Origin of the sequence: Pseudomonas sp. ACM7, assembly GCF_004136015.1 — a bacterium.
GTDB lineage: Bacteria > Pseudomonadota > Gammaproteobacteria > Pseudomonadales > Pseudomonadaceae > Aquipseudomonas > Aquipseudomonas frigoris.
Genome location: NZ_CP024866.1, coordinates 4787927 through 4806550, shown reverse-complemented (window position 1 = coordinate 4806550; position 18624 = coordinate 4787927). Strand labels below are relative to the sequence as shown.

General features: G+C 58.7%; 17 protein-coding genes. 6 read left to right on the top strand and 11 right to left on the bottom strand.

Annotation, left to right across the window (positions count from 1 at the left end):
• Positions 1-96: 96 nt before the first annotated feature.
• Positions 97-1434 carry an aminodeoxychorismate synthase component I gene (pabB, locus tag CUN63_RS22880; protein WP_129442761.1) on the top strand — a complete coding sequence of 446 codons (1338 nt, stop codon included), beginning with the start codon at positions 97-99 and terminating at the stop codon, positions 1432-1434.
• 99 nt (positions 1435-1533) lie between these two features.
• On the opposite strand, the gene thrH is transcribed toward pabB, so the two are convergent.
• Positions 1534-2151: a bifunctional phosphoserine phosphatase/homoserine phosphotransferase ThrH gene (gene thrH, locus CUN63_RS22875; protein ID WP_129442758.1), complete on the bottom strand. Its 618-nt coding sequence runs from the start codon at positions 2149-2151 to the stop codon at positions 1534-1536.
• 174 nt (positions 2152-2325) lie between these two features.
• Here thrH and CUN63_RS22870 point away from each other — a divergent pair, with 174 nt between their 5' ends.
• From CUN63_RS22870 to CUN63_RS22855, 3 genes are all read left to right on the top strand, one after another.
• A complete protein-coding gene (locus tag CUN63_RS22870) occupies positions 2326-3066 on the top strand; it encodes a phosphoadenylyl-sulfate reductase (protein WP_008042297.1) in 741 nt (246 codons plus the stop codon).
• Between the two features lie 571 nt (positions 3067-3637).
• Positions 3638-5179 (top strand): NCS1 family nucleobase:cation symporter-1, encoded by a 1542-nt coding sequence (locus tag CUN63_RS22860; RefSeq protein WP_129442755.1) that lies wholly within the window; start codon positions 3638-3640, stop codon positions 5177-5179.
• A 56-nt stretch (positions 5180-5235) separates the two neighbouring features.
• On the top strand, positions 5236-5964 hold the full coding sequence (locus tag CUN63_RS22855) for an aspartate/glutamate racemase family protein (protein ID WP_129442753.1): 729 nt from the start codon (positions 5236-5238) through the stop codon (positions 5962-5964).
• A gap of 117 nt (positions 5965-6081) precedes the next feature.
• Here CUN63_RS22855 and CUN63_RS22850 read toward each other — a convergent pair whose 3' ends face one another.
• Positions 6082-7005 (bottom strand): LysR family transcriptional regulator, encoded by a 924-nt coding sequence (locus CUN63_RS22850; RefSeq protein WP_129442751.1) that lies wholly within the window; start codon positions 7003-7005, stop codon positions 6082-6084.
• Between the two features lie 125 nt (positions 7006-7130).
• Here CUN63_RS22850 and CUN63_RS22845 point away from each other — a divergent pair, with 125 nt between their 5' ends.
• A complete protein-coding gene (locus tag CUN63_RS22845; RefSeq protein WP_008146002.1) occupies positions 7131-7877 on the top strand; it encodes a 3-oxoacyl-ACP reductase family protein in 747 nt (248 codons plus the stop codon).
• 124 nt (positions 7878-8001) lie between these two features.
• On the opposite strand, the gene CUN63_RS22840 is transcribed toward CUN63_RS22845, so the two are convergent.
• Positions 8002-8697 (bottom strand): HAD-IA family hydrolase, encoded by a 696-nt coding sequence (locus tag CUN63_RS22840; protein WP_129442750.1) that lies wholly within the window; start codon positions 8695-8697, stop codon positions 8002-8004.
• 263 nt (positions 8698-8960) lie between these two features.
• Between CUN63_RS22840 and CUN63_RS32785 the strand changes: the two genes are divergently transcribed.
• Positions 8961-13421: an RHS repeat-associated core domain-containing protein gene (locus CUN63_RS32785; RefSeq protein WP_371928187.1), complete on the top strand. Its 4461-nt coding sequence runs from the start codon at positions 8961-8963 to the stop codon at positions 13419-13421.
• A 38-nt stretch (positions 13422-13459) separates the two neighbouring features.
• Here CUN63_RS32785 and CUN63_RS22830 read toward each other — a convergent pair whose 3' ends face one another.
• From CUN63_RS22830 to CUN63_RS22795, 8 genes are all read right to left on the bottom strand, one after another.
• A complete protein-coding gene (locus CUN63_RS22830; RefSeq protein WP_129442748.1) occupies positions 13460-14254 on the bottom strand; it encodes a DNA adenine methylase in 795 nt (264 codons plus the stop codon).
• Positions 14224-14415, bottom strand: a complete 192-nt coding sequence (locus CUN63_RS22825) for a Com family DNA-binding transcriptional regulator (RefSeq protein ID WP_129445140.1) — start codon at positions 14413-14415, stop codon at positions 14224-14226. Before CUN63_RS22825 ends, CUN63_RS22830 begins: the two co-directional genes overlap by 31 nt.
• A gap of 165 nt (positions 14416-14580) precedes the next feature.
• Positions 14581-15012, bottom strand: coding sequence for a phage tail assembly chaperone (locus CUN63_RS22820; protein ID WP_129442746.1), 432 nt, complete (start codon positions 15010-15012; stop codon positions 14581-14583).
• 8 nt (positions 15013-15020) lie between these two features.
• Positions 15021-15959, bottom strand: coding sequence for a hypothetical protein (locus CUN63_RS22815; RefSeq protein ID WP_129442744.1), 939 nt, complete (start codon positions 15957-15959; stop codon positions 15021-15023).
• Entirely contained in the window at positions 15959-16540 is a 582-nt protein-coding gene (locus CUN63_RS22810) for a phage tail protein (protein ID WP_129442741.1), read from the bottom strand. Before CUN63_RS22810 ends, CUN63_RS22815 begins: the two co-directional genes overlap by 1 nt.
• Entirely contained in the window at positions 16533-17654 is a 1122-nt protein-coding gene (locus CUN63_RS22805; RefSeq protein WP_129442739.1) for a baseplate J/gp47 family protein, read from the bottom strand. Before CUN63_RS22805 ends, CUN63_RS22810 begins: the two co-directional genes overlap by 8 nt.
• The gene (locus tag CUN63_RS22800) at positions 17638-18015 is read right to left on the bottom strand and encodes a GPW/gp25 family protein (RefSeq protein ID WP_129442736.1); all 378 of its coding nucleotides are present in this window, start codon (positions 18013-18015) and stop codon (positions 17638-17640) included. Before CUN63_RS22800 ends, CUN63_RS22805 begins: the two co-directional genes overlap by 17 nt.
• A gap of 55 nt (positions 18016-18070) precedes the next feature.
• On the bottom strand, positions 18071-18622 hold the full coding sequence (locus CUN63_RS22795; RefSeq protein ID WP_129442733.1) for a phage baseplate assembly protein V: 552 nt from the start codon (positions 18620-18622) through the stop codon (positions 18071-18073).
• Positions 18623-18624 lie beyond the last annotated feature (2 nt).

Below are 18624 nucleotides of genomic sequence, written 5' to 3'. Positions count from 1 at the left end.
GCCCCCAATCTACCAATCCCCGACATCCCCTCTAGGAGCAATTCCCCGAGGGGACTACAATCGCCACCCCGCCTCGATGGCTGATCTGCCCCGCCCATGTTGACCTGTTCCGTACACCCGCTTCCCTATCGCGCCAACCCCGCCGAGTACTTCGCGGCGATTCGTCATGCCCCCGGTGCCGTGCTGCTCGACAGTGGTCGACCAACCGCCGATCGCGGCCGCTACGACTTGCTCAGTGCCTGGCCACTGGAGCAAATAGCGGTACTGCCTGACGAAAGTGGCGGCGATTTCCTGCAACGCCTTCGCGACAATCTGACACGACTCGGTGAAGCGGCTGTTCCTTGCAACTTGCCCTTCGCTGGCGGCCTCATCGGTTACCTGAGCTACGACTTCGGTCGGCATCTGGAGAATCTTCCGAGTCAGGCGCAGGACGATCTGCAATTGCCCGACGCACGTTTCGGGCTGTATGACTGGGCGCTGATCAGCGATCACCAACTGAGTACAAGTCAGTTGGTCTTCCACCCGTCGCTGATCGACAGCGAACGTCAGCGTCTGATCACGCTATTCAGTGAGCCGACGGCTGAAGCAGTCGAGTCTTTCAAGTTGAAAGCCCCGATGAAGGCAGACCTTAGCGCTGACGAGTATCGCCACGCGCTAGAACGCATTCAGCATTACATCCAGGCCGGCGACTGTTACCAGGTCAACTTCGCCCAGCGTTTCCGCGCGCAGTGCCAGGGCGATCCATGGGCCGCGTATTGCGCGCTGCGGGCGGCGTGCCCGACGCCGTTTTCCGGTTTTCAAAGCTTGCCCGACGGCGGTGCGGTGTTGAGCCTGTCGCCAGAACGCTTCGTCAAAGTCAGCGAACGCCATGTGGAAACCCGCCCGATCAAAGGCACCCGCCCTCGCGGACTGACCGCTGCCGAAGATGCGGCAAACGCCGCCGAACTGCTGGCCAGCCCCAAGGACCGCGCAGAAAACCTGATGATCGTTGACCTGCTGCGCAACGACCTCGGCCGTACGTGCCGTATCGGTTCGGTGCGGGTGCCGGAGTTGTTCAGCCTGGAAAGCTACCCGAACGTGCATCACTTGGTGAGCAGTGTCACCGGAGAACTGGCAGATGACCGGGACGCGCTGGACCTGATCGCTGGCAGCTTCCCTGGCGGCTCGATTACCGGCGCACCGAAAATTCGCGCGATGCAGATCATCGACGAGCTGGAGCCGACGCGTCGCGGGTTGTACTGCGGGTCTTTGCTGTATCTGGACGTGCGCGGCGAGATGGACAGCTCCATCGCGATTCGCAGTTTGCTGGTCAAGGATGGGCAGGTGTGTTGCTGGGGCGGTGGCGGGATCGTCGCGGATTCCGAGTGGCAGGCCGAGTATCAGGAATCGATTACCAAGGTAAAAGTACTGCTCGATACCTTGCAGAGCCTTTAAAAGCATCGTCGGAACGCCGCCCGGAGCAAGCTCGCTCCCACAGGTGATCACCGATCCCTGTGGGAGCGAGCTTGCTCGCGATGACGTCCTCCCAGACGACTACAAACTCAACGCCCGATTCGAAGCCTTGATGAATTCCTGCTTCAGCTCTTCAAAACTATGCACCGCCGGGAACTGCGGAAACTCGCGAATCACATTGTCCGGCGCATGGAACAGAATCCCTGCATCTGCCTCACCCAACATCGTGGTGTCGTTGTAGGAATCCCCCGCCGCGATCACCCGGTAGTAAAGGCTCTTGAAGGCCAAAACCGACTGGCGCTTGGGATCTTTCTGACGCAACTGATAGCTCGTCACCCGACCGGAATCGTCAGTAATCAGACGATGGCAGAGCAAGGTCGGGAAGCCCAGTTGACGCATCAACGGCTGGGAGAACTCATAGAATGTGTCCGACAGAATCACCACCTGAAAGCGCTCACGCAGCCAGTTGACAAACTCGATGGCGCCTTCCAGCGGCTTCAGCGTGGCGATCACTTCCTGGATGTCGGTGAGTTTCAAGCCGTGCTCGTCGAGAATCCGCAGACGCTGCTTCATTAGCACGTCGTAGTCGGGGATGTCCCGGGTGGTAGCCCTGAGGGACTCGATCCCGGTTTTTTCGGCGAAGGCGATCCAGATTTCCGGGACCAGCACACCTTCAAGATCCAGACAGGCAATTTCCACAAGACACTCCCATTTGTATTGATTATTGAGTCGAGCGAGCCAAAAAGACTGCCGAACTCTAGCGACTCAGGCTGACCGGTGCAACGCATAGGGCGCGCCAGTCGCTGCAGGATTTTGTTACCATCAGCCACATATAGAGCGCCCAGCGCCACCGACCTGTAGGAAGCCGCCCTGATGAGCCCATCGTTCGATGTCGTGGAACTCGCCACGACCTATGCCAACAAATCCGCCCAGGACATCCTGAAACTCGCGTTCGCCGAGTTTGGCGATGACCTGTGGATATCTTTCAGCGGCGCCGAAGACGTGGTGCTGGTAGACATGGCCTGGAAGCTGAACAAGAACGTCAAAGTGTTCAGCCTCGACACTGGCCGCTTGCACCCCGAGACCTATCGCTTCATCGATCAGGTGCGTGAGCACTACAAGATCGACATCGAACTGGTGTCGCCGGACTACACCAAGCTCGAACCTTTCGTGAAGGAAAAAGGCCTGTTCAGTTTCTACAAGGACGGCCATGGCGAATGCTGCGGCATCCGCAAGATCGAGCCACTACGTCGCAAGCTCTCCGGTGTGACGGCCTGGGCCACCGGTCAGCGCCGGGATCAGAGCCCTGGAACACGCAGCGCCGTCGCCGTGCTGGAAATCGACACCGCGTTCTCCACCCCAGAACGCACCCTGTACAAATTCAACCCACTGGCGCAAATGACCAGTGAAGAGATCTGGGGCTACATCCGCATGCTGGAGCTGCCGTACAACAGCCTGCATGAGCGCGGGTTCATCAGCATCGGCTGCGAACCCTGCACCCGCCCGGTGTTACCAAACCAGCACGAGCGCGAAGGTCGTTGGTGGTGGGAAGAAGCGACGCAGAAAGAATGCGGGCTGCATGCGGGCAACATCATCAGCAAATCCAAGGCGTAATCTTGAGCCTTGTGAGATCCAATGTGGGAGCGGGCTTGCTCGCGAAAGCGGACTGACATCCAACATTGATGTCGACTGACACAACGCTTTCGCGAGCAAGCCCGCTCCCACAGGTTCTATGATCGGCTCCAAAAATGTGTACACACGAATGTCACCATAGGCGCCATTTGTGTGTGCACTTTTCATTTAAGCGCCCCAAAAAGTTACACGCCCCTGCCCTGACTCCCTCAGTCGACCTTTCATACACATCCCTCTGAAAAATAAATACCTGTTCAAACAGTCAATTTATATCGCCTTTATTTCAGATACTTATCGCATACAGATAACAAAACGAAATTAATAGCGAAATTCATAGATCGCTGACTGGCATGGATCTGGCTTAAGTGCATACATGTTTTGTATACAATCACATCAAAACATACACACACTTTAGATCCGCAAGCCTGAAGCGCCCTATCCCGTACAGGCTGCAGATGCCCCGTAACCAATGATGCTGACTGCCCGCGACGAAGATTTGTCGAGCCGACGCTCATGCACAGTCATCGCGACGCCAAGCTCGGAGCCTGCCGGAATGCGTACTAGCCTCTCCAATAACAACATCGCGCTGGATCTGCCCTCCTTCCCACCCACTTCACCCCCTCACGACCAAACGTTTCAAGAACCCGTCGTACTCAGCCCTCGCCTGCACAACAAGGACCTGGCGCCGACCAAGGCCGAAGGTCGACGCTGGGGCCGCTACAGCATCTTCGCCCTGTGGACCAACGACGTTCACAACATCGCCAATTACTCATTCGCCATCGGGCTGTATGCCCTCGGACTGGGCGGCTGGCAAATCCTGCTGTCCCTGGGGATCGGCGCGGCGTTGGTGTATTGCTTCATGAACCTCTCCGGCTACATGGGGCAAAAGACCGGCGTGCCGTTTCCTGTCATCAGCCGGATCAGTTTCGGCATTCACGGGGCGCAAATTCCTGCATTGATCCGCGCCGTTATCGCCATCGCCTGGTTCGGAATTCAAACCTACCTGGCCTCGGTGGTCTTTCGGGTGCTGCTGATCGCGGTTCATCCCGGCTTCGCGGACTACGACCACAACTCGATCCTCGGTCTATCGAGCCTGGGCTGGGTGTGCTTCGTGGCGATCTGGTTCGTGCAACTGGCGATTCTCGCCTATGGCATGGAAATGGTGCGGCGCTACGAGGCGTTCGCCGGGCCAGTGATTCTGCTGACCGTCGCCGCCCTCGCCGGGTGGATGTACTTTCAGGCCAACGCGACCATCGCCTGGTCGATCCGCGAACCGCTGACCGGCGGCGAGATGTGGCGCAACATCTTTGCCGGTGGTGCGTTGTGGCTGTCGATCTACGGCACGCTGATCCTCAACTTCTGCGACTTCGCCCGTTCTTCGCCGTGCCGCAAGACCATCAAGGTCGGCAATTTCTGGGGCCTGCCGGTGAATATTCTGGTGTTCGCCAGCATCACCGTCCTGCTCTGTGGCGCGCAATTTCAGATCAATGGCCGGATTATCGAAAGCCCGACCGAGATCATCGCCTCGATTCCCAACACCTTCTTTCTGGTGCTCGGTTGCCTGGCGTTCCTGATCGTCACCGTGGCGGTGAACATCATGGCCAACTTCGTCGCACCGGCCTTCGTACTGAGCAACCTGGCGCCCAAATACCTGACGTTTCGCCGCGCCGGCCTGATCAGCGCGACCATCGCGGTGCTGATCCTGCCGTGGAACCTCTACAACAGCCCCCTGGTGATCGTGTATTTCCTGTCCGGCCTCGGCGCCCTGCTCGGCCCTTTGTACGGGGTGATCATGGTCGACTACTGGCTCGTACGAAAAGGTCAGGTCAACGTGCCGCAGTTGTACAGCGAAGACCCTAACGGCGCTTATTACTACAGCCGCGGAGTCAATTTACGCGCCGTCGCGGCGTTCATTCCTGCCGCGCTGATCGCTATCGTCCTGGCGCTGGTACCGGGCTTCGACAGCGTATCGCCCTTCTCCTGGCTGATTGGTGCCGGGATTGCCGGGATGCTCTACCTGATCATCGCCAAACGGCAGCCCCATTACGCAGACGTCAGCGGTGAAGCCATCGCCGTCGATAACGTCAGCCATTAATCCCCTCGTGGCCCGGCACCTTCGGGCCGCAGAACCACCCGCTATAAGGACTTCCCATGCGAATTCTCGTGGTCAACGTCAACACCACCGAGTCCATCACCCAGGCCATCGCCCGTTCGGCTCAGTCCGTGGCCGCGCCGGGCACGGAAATCATCGGCCTGACGCCCTACTTCGGTGCTGACTCCATCGAAGGCAATTTCGAAAGTTACCTGGCCGCTATCGCGGTGATAGACCGGGTGATGTCCTACGACCAACCCTTCGATGCCGTGATCCAGGCCGGTTACGGTGAACACGGCCGCGAGGGTTTGCAGGAGTTGCTCAACGTGCCGGTGGTGGACATCACCGATGCGGCGGCCAGCACGGCAATGTTCCTCGGCCATGCCTACTCGGTGGTCACCACGCTGGACCGCACCGTGCCGCTGATCGAGGATCGCCTCAAACTGTCCGGACTCTGGGACCGTTGCGCGTCTGTGCGGGCCAGTGGCTTGGCGGTGCTGGAACTGGAATCCGATCCTGAGCGTGCGCTGGAGGCAATTATTCGTCAGGCAGAATTGGCGGTACTGGAAGACAAGGCGGAGGTGATTTGCCTGGGCTGCGGGGGGATGGCCGGGCTGGATGAACAGATTCGGCAGCGCACTGGCGTGCCGGTGGTGGATGGCGTGACGGCGGCGGTGACCATCGCCGAGTCGTTGGTGCGGTTGGGCTTGTCGACATCCAAGGTGCGGACTTATGCGACGCCGCGGCCGAAGAAAATTATTGGCTGGCCCGGGCGTTTCGGGCGGTAGACCGCGTTATCGTTCATCGCGAGCAAGCTCGGCTCCCACAGGGGACTTGTGAACGCCGCAGATCCAATGTGGGAGCGAGCTTGCTCGCGATGGCAACACCTCGGTCCTGAATCAGACTCAGAGCGCACTAAACCGCTGCCCCAACCCCTGCTCCGCAAACTGCTCAATGATGAAATCCACAAACGCCCGGGTCTTGCCGGGCAGCAGTTTGTGCTCCGCGTAATAGATCGAAATGTTGCCATCGTCGACATACCAGTCCGGCAGCACCCGCTGCAAGGTCCCGGCCTCCAGATAGCCCACGGCAAACGGCATGCTCACCAGCGCAATGCCCAATCCTTGGGCGGCCGTGGCGCAGGCCGCCTCCGAATCACTCATGGTCATCCGCGCCTTGAGCGTCAGCGGGCTGTGTTGCTGGGTGCGACTGGTCAATTGCCAGGAACGCACACGACCTGTCTGTGGCGATCGAATCAGGATGCCATCATGATGTTTGAGATCATCGGGCTCGGCAATCACCTCACGCCCTGCAAGATAGTCGGCTGAAGCGACCAACACCCGATGCGCCGGGGTCAGCTTGCGCGCCACCACCCCCTGCGGCAGCTCGAATCCCCCACCAATCGCCGCATCGAACCCCTGAGCGATCAGATCAACCTGACGGTTATCGAAATGCCAGTCCGGGTTGATCGCCGGAAAGCGCCGCAGAAACTCCCCGAGCAACGGCACGATGTACAAACGCCCAAACACCGTGCCCATGCTGACCTTCAACGTCCCCGCTGGTAGCCCCTCGGCGCTGGCCAGATTGGCCACGGCATTCTGGATCGTGTGAAGACTGGAACTCACTTCGCCGAGAAAAACATGACCCGCTTCAGTCAGCGTCAGGCTGCGAGTGCTGCGCTGAAACAGCCGCACACCCAGCCGCGCCTCAAGTTTGGCGACGCTCTTGCCCACCGCCGCCGGGGTCAGACTCAGGCGACGCGCGGCTTCGGCGAAGCTGCCGACCTCGGCACTGCGCACGAAGCATTCGATACTGCTGAAGGTTTCCATAAGCGCCACTATAAACTTTTGGTTTACACAGACTATCGCAATTACCGTCTACACAGCCGGCAATCCTGAATCGATACTAGGCTCCATCAACCGACGCATCTCGCCTCGGGACTTTGGAGATCGATATGACTACTCAGAACCTCAGCGGCAAAGTGGCTTTGATTCAAGGCGGATCCCGCGGTATCGGCGCCGCCATCGTCAAACGCCTGGCCGCTGAAGGCGCGACAGTCGCCTTCACCTACGTCAGCTCCACGGCCAAAGCCGAAGAATTGCAAAACAGCATCACCGGTAACGGCGGCAAAGCCCTCGCCATCAAGGCTGACAGCGCCGACGCCGAGGCCATCCGCAACGCCGTGACCGCCACCGTAAAAGCCTTTGGCCGCCTGGACATTCTGGTCAACAACGCTGGCGTGCTGGCCGTTGCACCGCTGGAAGATTTCAAACTCGAAGACTTCGACCAGACCCTCGCGATCAACGTGCGCAGCGTATTCATCGCCACCCAGGCCGCAGCCAAACACATGACAGAAGGCGGTCGCATCATCAACATCGGAAGCACCAACGCCGACCGCATGCCCTTTGCCGGTGGTGGCCCATACGCCATGAGCAAGTCGGCGCTAGTCGGCCTGACCAAAGGCCTGGCGCGCGACCTCGGCCCGCGTGGCATCACCATCAACAACGTGCAGCCGGGCCCGGTCGACACTGACATGAACCCGGCCAGTGGCGACTTCGCCGAAAGCCTGATCCCGTTGATGGCAGTGGGTCGTTACGGCAAAGCGGAAGAAATCGCCAGTTTCGTCGCCTACCTCGTGGGGCCGGAAGCCGGCTACATCACCGGTGCCAGCCTGACCATCGACGGTGGTTTCGGCGCCTGATACGGGTCAGCCAAACGCAAATCAAATGTGTGTGGGGCTTGCTCGCGAAGAGGGAATATCAGCCAACATTAATGTCGACTGACACAACGCTTTCGCGAGCAAGCCCGCTCCCACATGTCTGTCGTCAAGCCCATTCAAGCGCCGGCAGGCCGAATGCGCTCGGTCTGAACGCCTTCAGCGTACGAAGAATGCCATCGGCGTGTGCGTATTTTTCATCAGCCATCGCCGCATCCGGGATCGCAATCGCGGTCATTCCTGCCGCTTTCGCCGCCGTGACACCGAACGGCGAATCCTCGAACACCAGGCAATCCTCAGGCGCAACACCCAGGCGCCGCGCCGCCGTGAGGAAAATGTCCGGCGCCGGTTTGGCCGCGCCGACTTCCGGATCATCGGCCGTCACGATGAAATCGAACAGTGCGAACCAGTCGCGGTGCAAGGTGGTTTTCTGGCCGAACGACTGACGCGAAGAACTGGTGCCCACCGCGATCGGAATGTTGTTCGCCTTCAGATGCCGAACCAGCTCCTGTGCGCCAGGCATCGCCAGCGCTGTAGGAAAACGCTCGCGCATCAGCGGTTCGCGGATCACCAGGAACTCTTCGGCGGTGATCGGCAGGTCCAGCGCCTCAACCACATAACGCGCCAGATCACCCGCGCCACGGCCGATGATGTTCTGTTTGACGCTCCAGTCGAAGACACGACCGTAACGCGCGGCAATCATCGACGTGACTTCGGTGTAAATGCCCTCGGTGTCCAGCAACAAGCCGTCCATATCGAAAATCACGGCCTTGATCGGGCCGAATTCATTCAGTGGTGCATTCATCGCATCTGATCCGTTTTCTAATGACATCCCAGAGGCGGCTCAGGTACGGCCGGGTCCGCGATCGATTAAAGGATTCAGCAGCATAGCGAGCGCGGCGGACATAGGGCAACGGGCAATGCCTGAGCGGTGCTAAAACCTGCGCCGAAGTGCTCTCCGTCATTTAGCGATTTCCCCTACACCAAACACTTACTTTCCCGACTTCTTTCCCCGCCGATCCCCCGCAAAGTCTCGCGCTCTGAATTGATCCGCGCGAGGGACTGCGAATGTTCATACCTGACAACCTCCTGGCCTTGAACAACACCATCGGGCTGTTGGTGCTCGCCGCCATGGACCCTGACCAGCCGAATGTCGAAGCGCTGCTGGGTGATTTTCGACTGTGCCTGAACGACTACGACGCCTGGGCTGAAAGTTTCTGGACCAGCAAGGCCCTGGATGTCGAGCAAGTTTTCAAGGTCGGCAACGAAGTCCGTCTAAGCGCGCCGAAGAATTCGACTACGCCTGTCAGTGCGACAGTCGCCGCGTGCCCGGCCAGCGGTCCGTTGACTCTGGTGCATATGTTTGAGGCAGCGCGTTTCGTGCCGATCGGCAATACCCCGGTGATGCTTGAACCTTTGATTTCCGACGTGGCAGGCAAGCAGACATTTGGCGAACCGATCTACGACGAGATCGGCCCCGGCGGCATCCTGGAAATCCCCGATTGCCAGCGCGGCCAGCGTTATCGCATCACCTTTTTTCCCGATGTATCCGCTGATCACGTCAAAGCACTTTACGCCTCCTATCAGGACGTCATCGGCGAGCTGGAAGGTTGGCTGCGCAACGAGTGGACGACCGAGTTCGAACCAGCGTGGGCGGGGTTCTCCCAGGCCGGTTTCATCAAGCGCTACGGCATGCTGCAACAGGCTGACTGGCGCGGCTTCGAGAACTCGCTGAACGGTTTGTGGGATGACGTGAAGCAGATTTACGCCCTGATCGCGGACCTGCAGGCCAACAGCGAAAAACTCCTGGAATACCTGACCCGATCCGAGCTTGAAACACTGCTGAACGCTTCGGCGGAGTCCATCGCGAAGGTGTTGCTGATGCTGAGCGACGAGCCGTTGATGTTCATTCATCTCGCGGCGTTCACCAGTTGGCTGAGGATGCTGCCGCCGCAGTACATCGCCGAGGTCGTGGCGGAAATTCGTACGGAGATATTGATCAGTTTCTTACTCATGTGCCTTACCGGTCCTGCGGGACTGGAATTGCGTCTGAGTGAGAAGGTGCTGTCCAGGATCAAGTCCCCGCAGTCCCGGCAATGGCTGGCGGCCGCCAGTTTGCGATTGGCTAAGCTCACCGCCAGGTCCGACCTGACAGCCCACGCTGGCGCGCTCAAACCGCTGATGGTCAATGCCCGGAATGCACCGATCAAACCTGCGCCCGCCGTGTCGTTGCAAATCACCGCTGGGGTTGCGCCGCTTCTGTTGGTGAAAAATCCGGTGGCCATTGCTCGCGACAAGTCTGAAGCCATGACCAGGATTGGCAGGCAGGAACATCGCGACGATGCCCCGGATCAGGCGAAAAACCCCAACGGCGACAGCGCCGATTGCGGACCGTTGACCTGTACCAATGGCTGTCCGGTATCGATGGTCACGGGCGAGGAACTGCTCACGCTGACCGACGGTGCGCTGGACGGGATTTTGCCGTTCGACTTCACCCGACTCTATCGCACCAGTGCGGTGGAGATCGATTGCGGGCTCGGATTCGGCTGGAGTCACTCCCTCGCGCATCACCTGGAAATCGATGGCGACACCGTCATCTGGATCGACCACGAAAACCGTCGTACGACCTTTCCGCTACCGAGTAGCGAGCGCCCGACGATTCACAACAGCCTATCGCGGGCGGCGATTTATCTCGGCGATGAACCCGAAGAATTGATCCTCGCCCTGGCTGGCGAAAAAGCGCGTTTTTTTCACTTTTGTGCTGGACGTCTGACGGCCATTAGCGATGCCTACGGCAATCGGCTGATGGTGCAGCGGGACTTTTCTGACAGGATCAAGCGCCTCGATAACGGCGCAGGGCGCTCCCTTCTGTTGCGCTATGAGCGCCGGCACATGGTCGCCGTCGAGTATCAGCGTTTTCATCCGGCCGACACCCTGGAAGACGCCTGGCGTACTGAGCAAACACTGGTTGCCTACCGCTACGATGCTCGTCATCGCTTGATCGAAGCGACCAATGCCGCCGGCGAAAGCGAACGCTACGACTACGACGATCAGCACGTGATTCTGCAGCGGCAGTTAGCCGGGGGGGCGAGTTTCTACTGGGAGTGGGAGCGTGCCGGCAAAGCGGCCCGGTGCGTGCGGCATTGGGCGACTTTTTCGCAGATGGACACGCGATATGTCTGGGACAACAACGGCAATGTGCTGGTTAAGAACGCCGACGGTAGCGAAGAGATTTACGAGCACGACGACCGGGCGCGGCTGGTGCGCAAGGTCGAGCTGGACGGCGGCGAACACCTCAAGGTCTACGACGATCAAGGCCGGCTGATTGCCGAGCAGGATCCGCTCGGCGCCGTCACCGAATACCGTTACGACGAGGTCGGACGGCTGATCGCGCTGATTCCGCCGGAAGACGAACCAACGGCCTACGAGTATCGCCACGGTTTCCTGCATGCGCGCTATCGCGGCAAAGTCGTGTGGAAGTATCAGCGCAATGCCCATGGTGACATCACCGAAGCGACCGATCCTGACGGTCATGTCACCCACTATCACTACGACGAAAAAGGTCAGCTGCTGTCGATCCGTTACCCGGACACCAGCCGGCATGTGTTCGTCTGGAACGCCTTGGGGCAATTGCTCGAAGAGACCTTGCCGGACGGTGGTCAACGGCGGTTTTCCTATGATGCGTTGGGGCGGCAGATTACCCGTCAGGACGAACACGGCGCCGTTACCCAGTACCAATGGGATGCCGTCGACCGACTGATCCAGACGACGCTTCCTACAGGCGCCAGCCGCGCGTTCAGCTACAACGCCTACGGCAAGATCACCGCCGAACGCGATGAACTGGGTCGCGTCACCCGCTACGAATACGTCGACGATCTGCACCTGGTCAGCCGCCGCCTCAATGCCGACGGCACCCAGCTGAAGTACCGCTACGACAACGCGCAGCTGTTGCTCACGGAAATCGAAAACGAATCCGGTGAAAAATATCTCCTGGACTACACGCCCAACGGCTTGATCCGACAGGAAACCGGATTCGACGGCCAACGCACGGCGTACGCCTACGACCTCAACGGCCAGTTGCTGGAGAAAACCGAGTTCGGCGAGGATGGCTCGCAGTTGGTGACGGCTTATCAGCGGGATTCGGCCGGGCGATTGCTGGTCAAAACCCTGCCCGACGGCATCAAGGTCGAATATCGCTACGACAGCCTCGGCCGCCTGGTCAGCGTCGACGACGGCCACGATCATCCGCTGGAGTTCGAGTACGACCAGCAGGACCGGCTGATCTGCGAACACCAAGGCTGGGGCACGTTACGTTATGGCTACGACGCCTGCGGTCAGCTGAATCGCCTGCGCCTGCCGGACAACAGCAAGCTCGATTACCACCACGCCAAGGGCGGTGCGCTGACGGCCATCGACCTCAACGGCACCCGATTGACGGCGCATACATTCTTCGCCGGGCGCGAACAAAACCGCCAACAAGGCCTGTTGCTCAGTGACTATCAATATGACGACCAAGGCCGTCTGAAAGCCCACGCCGTCAGCCAACACCTCCAACCGCTGTATCGCCGCGACTATGCCTACAGCGCCAACGGCAACCTCGACTACATTGCCGACACGCGACACGGCCAACGCAGCTACCAATACGATCCACTCGACCGTCTGATTCGCGTCCGACACTCCCGCGATCAACAACCGGAAAGCTTCGCCCACGATCCGGCGGGCAACCTGCTGATGCAGGATCGTCCTGGCCCGGCCACCGTCAAAGGCAACCGCCTGCTCATGCAAGGCGACCGCCATTACGACTACGACGCCTTTGGCAACCTGATCCGCGAGCGCCGCGGCACCGGGCAAAAACTGATCACCGAGTACCGCTACGACTGCCAACATCGGCTGATCGGAGCCACCCTGCCCAACGGCAGCCAGGCGACCTACCGCTACGACGCCTTCGGCCGCCGCATCAGCAAAACCGTCGACGGCAAAACCACCGAGTTCTTCTGGCAGGGCGACCACCTCATCGCCGAAAGCAACCGCGAGCATTACCGCAGCTACGTCTACGAACCGGGCAGCTTCCGCCCGCTGGCCATGCTCGACGGCAAAGGCCCACACCAGGCCTGCCCGTTCTACTACCAACTCGACCACCTCGGCACACCGCAAGAACTCACCGACTACAGCGGCGACATCATCTGGGCCGCCCGATACACAGCCTATGGCCGCCTGACTCGCCTCAACCGCGACACCCATCAGGTGCTTGATCAGCCATTGAGGTTTCAAGGGCAGTACTTCGACGCGGAAACGGGCCTGCATTACAACCGGCATCGCTACTACAATCCGGATATTGGACGGTATTTGACGCCGGATCCGAGCAAGTTGGCGGGCGGGTTAAACGGGTATCAGTACACGCGGAGCCCGACAGGGTGGGTTGATCCGTTGGGGTTGAGTGAGTGCCCTGGGGGGGATGGGTGTAAGCGGCCGGCGTTTGGGGATGAGGTGATGCCGGGCGCGAAAAATACGCGCCCTGATGCGAGATAAATAGCTTCAGGTTCATTTGCACCCTTTGCAATAGAATTTCAAAACAGGCCGGCCGGTTCGGCCTGAATGTCCCAGCTGAATATCAGTACCTCCTTCGCCTCGCTCCCTTTCCCACCGCCAACGGTGTACTTAATGTCGGTTGTCTCCATGTGATAGCCGGCAAAAACTCTGCGAATATCTGGGTGATCGTTGAGGCTGATGATGGCCTTGCCTTTGATCTCGCCCAGGAGCTTGGCCATCAACTCGTACTGATCAAATTCGAACGGTACACTGTAGCCCTCGGTCTGCCAGTACGGCGGGTCGCAATAGAACAGCGTGTGTTCGCGGTCGTACTTCTTCATCACCTCGTACCAGCTCAGGTGTTCTATATAGGTGCTGCTCAACCGAAGGTGAGCAGCTGATAGGGTTTCTTCTAGTCGCAGCAAGTTGAGGCCTGGTGGTGTGGTCGTGGCGGTGCCGTAGCTTTGGCCGTTTACACGGGCACCGAAGGCCGACTGCTGCAGGTAATAGAACCTAGCTGCCCGCTGTATATCGGTGAGTGTCTCCGGTCGGGTCATCTGCAGCCACTTGAACACCTGGCGGCTCGATAAAGCCCATTTAAACTGCCTGACGAACTCCTCCAGGTGGTTCTGAACGACACGGTAAAGATTGATCAGGTCACCGTTGACGTCATTGAGCACCTCCACCTCGGCCGGCACTGGCCGGAGGAAGAACAGCGCAGCACCTCCGGCAAACGGTTCGACGTAGCAGCTATGAGCTGGAAACAGTGGGAAAATCCGGTCGGCGAGGCGGCGTTTGCCGCCTATCCAAGGGATGATCGGTTGTGCGTACATGGTGCCTCCTGATGGCTTGGTGCGCTCAACGGCGGTGTCAGGAGGCTCTCGGCCTTCAGGTGATTGAGTGTTCGACAACGCGGACACTTGATTTGTAATTCAATAAAACCATGCACTGCGGCCAACTTCCGACCGCAGTGCCCACAACGTATTTCTTGCATCATCTGCAAACCTTTTGGGCTTCTGGTAGGCTCCCTGCCGCTCGCGCGTGAGCAGAGGGCCTTGGCTGGCTTGCAGGATTCGTCTGCTGGTTGGCGGTCAGCTCAAGTGCTCGAACACTTGAGCTGACAGCCCTCTTTCTAGAGCTAATCGCTTCTCACAGGTCGCTAGGACGCTTGGTCGACAATCCATTGCTGGGGCACAGGTCGGCCCTCTACGTTGGGAAACTCAGGCGATTGCGGCCAGCTACGTAGTGCTTGCATATAGCTTAGAAGCTCAGAGAATTGGGTTACTCCAAGAGTCGTGGGCAAGCCCATGTCCTGCTCGTCACGATGACGATCTCGGAGCCATTTAATGCCATCCAGCGCTTCATCTCGCCATGCGCGCTCGACCATCGCGACTTGTTCAGCAGTTGGGGGTGGAGGGGCTTGTAGAACCGGATAACCGTCAGCGGTTGCTACCACCACACGCTTTTCCTGCATGCCTTTAATGAGCAATTCGCGATACTCGCTAGTAATTTCTATCGATCCAGCGGGCAAAGCGCTGTTGATTCTTGAGTCATAGAAACCACCCGTTTCAGAACTCCAATAAATCTTCATTTAGAACCTCATTTTCCGATTGCAATGTATCGAGCCCCAAGTGATGCGCTTGATCCTCTTGACACTATTGAGGACGCATCCCTAGCTGAAGCTGCCAGATACCCAATGGATCCCGACCCTGCCGTGTATCCGTTACAGACCATCACCTGCATGAAGGTGTTGGGGAAGGCGGTTGGAAGAATGGTAATGACGTCATCTACTGCCGAGTTCACTTGGCCAGTTTGAATGATGTATCCCCCTAGCCAGGTTGGAAGGGCGATGTACCCCGCACCCGTCGGAGCTGACCAATAGAGAACGAATCCTGCTCTGAGCTTTTTTGAGGTAACGGCGGCAGTATCATCGGTACCCGCGACAACCTGGCTCTGCGTAGCAATCTTTAACCATCCAAACGCTCCCTCTGTAGCCTGGGTGATGACCTTTGCGATGGCTTGAAAAACACGCAACGGAGTCATGGGCAAGGTGTTATCAGTTCCGGTTTCTGCCTGCAGCTGGGACGGCAGACCAATCCCATAGCCGTCAAGAGTGGTTGGCCGTCCAGTGGTGATTTTCGACCAGTCCAACAAGGGTATGTCACCTGCCGCGAGACTGGACCCAGCCGTAACCAATCCCTTGGCGTTGACAGTGACTTTGCCGTAGGTACCCGCAACGACGCCGATATTGGATAGGGTGAACCCTGCGGACACATTACCGCTGCCATCAAAAGAAACCGACCAAGTCCCATCACCGGTCAACGAAATCGTGCGGGCAGTCGCCAGAACACTGGCCTTGCCCGAGGCCGTATCGCCAGACTCCAGAGCGCCTATATGCTGTTTGAGGTAAGCGGTTCGGTTGGCCAGCTGTTTGCCTTGTAGGTTGTCGATACCTTCCGGGCCGCCCAATACGGGGTCGGATGTTTCAAGCTGGTAAATGCCCGTTGTCCATTCGGCTATTTCAGGTAGATCGGCCATTAGCTGCTCCCATGGTTGTATTGGCCGTCGCGGCGAGCGAAGCCGTTATGCCTGATAGCGACCGACTGATAGTCGAGCGACACCAGCCGGCAGCGAGCCGGAGCGACGGAAAGAAGAAGGCGGCGCAAAAGCGCAGCTTGGTCATTGGTGATGGCTCGCTCAAGGAAGACCCTATAAAGCGGCCATGCAGAAGGATCTCCGTGGACATGGCTCCCATCCCTGGTGATGGAACCATCACGCACCTGGTTCCCCAAGCCTTCCTGAAGCGTCACCTCGCCGAAGCCGAGCAGACGTATGACTTCGCGGATTGCCCAGGGCGTGCCTTTGTAGCGATGCAGCTGAGCAGAGTTCTTGATCAGGCTGCGTTTAGCGTCCTCCGACTCGGCCAGCATCCAGGCGGCCTCATCGAGGAGAGAGAACTGCTCTGCCAAGGTCGGTAATAACTGAGGCTTCACCAGGTCAACCAGGTAAACCAACATTGCGTCAATATCGAGGCCGTCCAGCGTCTCATTGAGCAGCTCGCACAGCAGAGCAAAACGTTCGTCACCCGCCAAGGCTGGTGGTAGCTGCTGGTCAGCCATGTGCCATACCTGCGTCGACCAGCTGGATCGAGGTGCAGTTAGCCCACTCGTTACCGACCAATTCACGCAGAGCGCTCGGGAACTCCAGATCAGCCCGATAGACGCCATTCACCTGCAGCAGCGCGGTCAGTTGTTCTTGGACAATATCGCGACCGAGACCTGCACGGCGTTCAACGGCATAAGCCTCGGCCGCAACTTTGGCATCCTTCATAGCTTCAATACGATCTGCCGTGTCGTAAAAGGTAATGCGAGCCTTGATCTGGTAGGTGACTTCGGTTGGTGGATAGGCATGAACCGTATCGCACAGGGGGCGCAGCTTTTCGCCACTGACCTGGTCTTTGACCCGTTGCAGCAGATCCGCCGAGGGCAGGCCTGCGTCGGTCAGAGGGAATAGCGCAACATGACCATCCGGTTGCCCTTCATCCGGTCCATGAACGGCAACGTCTACGATCGACTGATGCACGGCCAGGGCGTGGTAACGATAAGCTCCACGGCTACCGGCATTGCTGAAGGCTTCGGGTGCCAGGATGATCCGCTCGCGATAGCGGTCGTCTTCTTCGTCCTCGGCACCATCCGCCGTGACAATGGTGTTTGTCGCAGTCAGTCCAGATGCAGGCGGATTACCAATACTGCTGATTTGGCCCACAGCCCAGCCATTGCCAAGCTCACCAGCGGTCAGACAGGTTGCCGTCACGCTGATCTGGGCCTGGCCAACGGGGATGATGACGTCTTGGTCAGTGAGAAAGGCGAGCTTGGCGTCCTGGGTACTGACGCGAGTTCCGGCCCGAATGAGTAAGGGCTGCTGCACTGCCGCTGGCATGCTGAATCGAAGCGCACAACGCGCAGACACCGCCAACAGTCTAGGTGTGGCGACCAACTCACCGAGGTAGTCAAGGATTGGTCCTTTCGCAAACCGAACCAGCAGTTGCTCACCCGCATTCTGAATACCCATCTGCAGACGGGTCACGGCGTAGGCGATTTGGTCGATATACAGCCGCTCAACTTGGGCTGGATAAAGTGTTTTGTTCGCCTTCGCCTCGTACCTTGCGATCAGATCCGCCTCAGTTGCAGCCGGATCAATCTGGATGAATATTGGCTTAGGCAGCTCGCGCATAGGGCACCTCTGTCATCTGGGCGACACCATCCGCAACCCGCCACTGCACGCGCAAAATGATGCGCGAGTCTTCAATGCGCACCAGTATCTGGACGACTGAGACTCGGGTCTCCCAGCGACGGATAGCGTCGACCGCTTCACGCACCAGGTGCGGGGTAACACGGTTGACGGGCCAGTCGATATATAAATGAAGATCACTGCCGAAGTCCGGCCGATGAGCGTCACTGCCCTTGGGTGTAGTAAGGACAATGCGGATGGCTTGGTCGATATCGCGCAGGCCCTCGACCACCTCGCCGGATGTTCCGAGGGCAGGCTGCCAGTGGGCGGCGGTGATGCTGGTGTAGGGAATGGGTGTCGTCATGCACCCATGATGCGAGGGAGTGGACGGTGAGGCTTTTAATCGAGTTTAAAGAGAGCTAGTGGGTGTGATGGTTTGAGTTTCCACCGCCATCCATGACCGTACCTGTTGCATTGACGTTGCCATCTACCATCAGGTTGCCGTTCAACTTCAGGTTTCCATTCAAGGTGACCTGCGGTATGTGCAACGTTGCTGACGGTGCCTTCACCAACACCGGTTCACCCGATTCAACGGTGATGTTCCGGCCGCACTTCAAAAGCAAAGCCCCGACGTTGTCCAACGTCATTACCCCGGCCGCACGGTCGTATGTCGAGACAGTTCCATCACTGAAGCGCACATAGTCAGTGTCTTCATCGACAACCGGCGGCGGTTCGGCCGATGAGTAGATTCCGCCCAGGTAAACACCGCCCACGCCATCAGAGTCCAGCAACACGGCGACCTGTTCATTCAGCTCTGGCATCAAAGGCCGCCGCTTCGTGCCCTGTGTGTTGCGTTGGGGCACGTTGAGCCAGTAGCTCTCAACCCCATCGCGGTCATCCAGACGCACTCGGATGCGACAAGTCAGGTGATCCACGGCGCTGACTTCACCGTACTCCAACTCAACACCCATCA

What these genes read in the sequence shown, in the direction of transcription:
- CUN63_RS22810 (WP_129442741.1), bottom strand. Translation starts at nt 16,540, where the DNA reads ATGGCTGACCAGCAGCTACCACCAGCCTTGGCGGGTGACGAACGTTTT.
- CUN63_RS22825 (WP_129445140.1), bottom strand. Translation starts at nt 14,415, where the DNA reads ATGCAAGAAATACGTTGTGGGCACTGCGGTCGGAAGTTGGCCGCAGTG.
- CUN63_RS22840 (WP_129442750.1), bottom strand. Translation starts at nt 8,697, where the DNA reads ATGAATGCACCACTGAATGAATTCGGCCCGATCAAGGCCGTGATTTTC.
- pabB (WP_129442761.1), top strand. Translation starts at nt 97, where the DNA reads ATGTTGACCTGTTCCGTACACCCGCTTCCCTATCGCGCCAACCCCGCC.
- CUN63_RS22860 (WP_129442755.1), top strand. Translation starts at nt 3,638, where the DNA reads ATGCGTACTAGCCTCTCCAATAACAACATCGCGCTGGATCTGCCCTCC.
- CUN63_RS22855 (WP_129442753.1), top strand. Translation starts at nt 5,236, where the DNA reads ATGCGAATTCTCGTGGTCAACGTCAACACCACCGAGTCCATCACCCAG.
- CUN63_RS22870 (WP_008042297.1), top strand. Translation starts at nt 2,326, where the DNA reads ATGAGCCCATCGTTCGATGTCGTGGAACTCGCCACGACCTATGCCAAC.
- CUN63_RS22830 (WP_129442748.1), bottom strand. Translation starts at nt 14,254, where the DNA reads ATGTACGCACAACCGATCATCCCTTGGATAGGCGGCAAACGCCGCCTC.
- CUN63_RS22815 (WP_129442744.1), bottom strand. Translation starts at nt 15,959, where the DNA reads ATGGCCGATCTACCTGAAATAGCCGAATGGACAACGGGCATTTACCAG.
- CUN63_RS22800 (WP_129442736.1), bottom strand. Translation starts at nt 18,015, where the DNA reads ATGACGACACCCATTCCCTACACCAGCATCACCGCCGCCCACTGGCAG.
- CUN63_RS22805 (WP_129442739.1), bottom strand. Translation starts at nt 17,654, where the DNA reads ATGCGCGAGCTGCCTAAGCCAATATTCATCCAGATTGATCCGGCTGCA.
- CUN63_RS22795 (WP_129442733.1), bottom strand. Translation starts at nt 18,622, where the DNA reads ATGGGTGTTGAGTTGGAGTACGGTGAAGTCAGCGCCGTGGATCACCTG.
- CUN63_RS22850 (WP_129442751.1), bottom strand. Translation starts at nt 7,005, where the DNA reads ATGGAAACCTTCAGCAGTATCGAATGCTTCGTGCGCAGTGCCGAGGTC.
- CUN63_RS22820 (WP_129442746.1), bottom strand. Translation starts at nt 15,012, where the DNA reads ATGAAGATTTATTGGAGTTCTGAAACGGGTGGTTTCTATGACTCAAGA.
- CUN63_RS22845 (WP_008146002.1), top strand. Translation starts at nt 7,131, where the DNA reads ATGACTACTCAGAACCTCAGCGGCAAAGTGGCTTTGATTCAAGGCGGA.
- CUN63_RS32785 (WP_371928187.1), top strand. Translation starts at nt 8,961, where the DNA reads ATGTTCATACCTGACAACCTCCTGGCCTTGAACAACACCATCGGGCTG.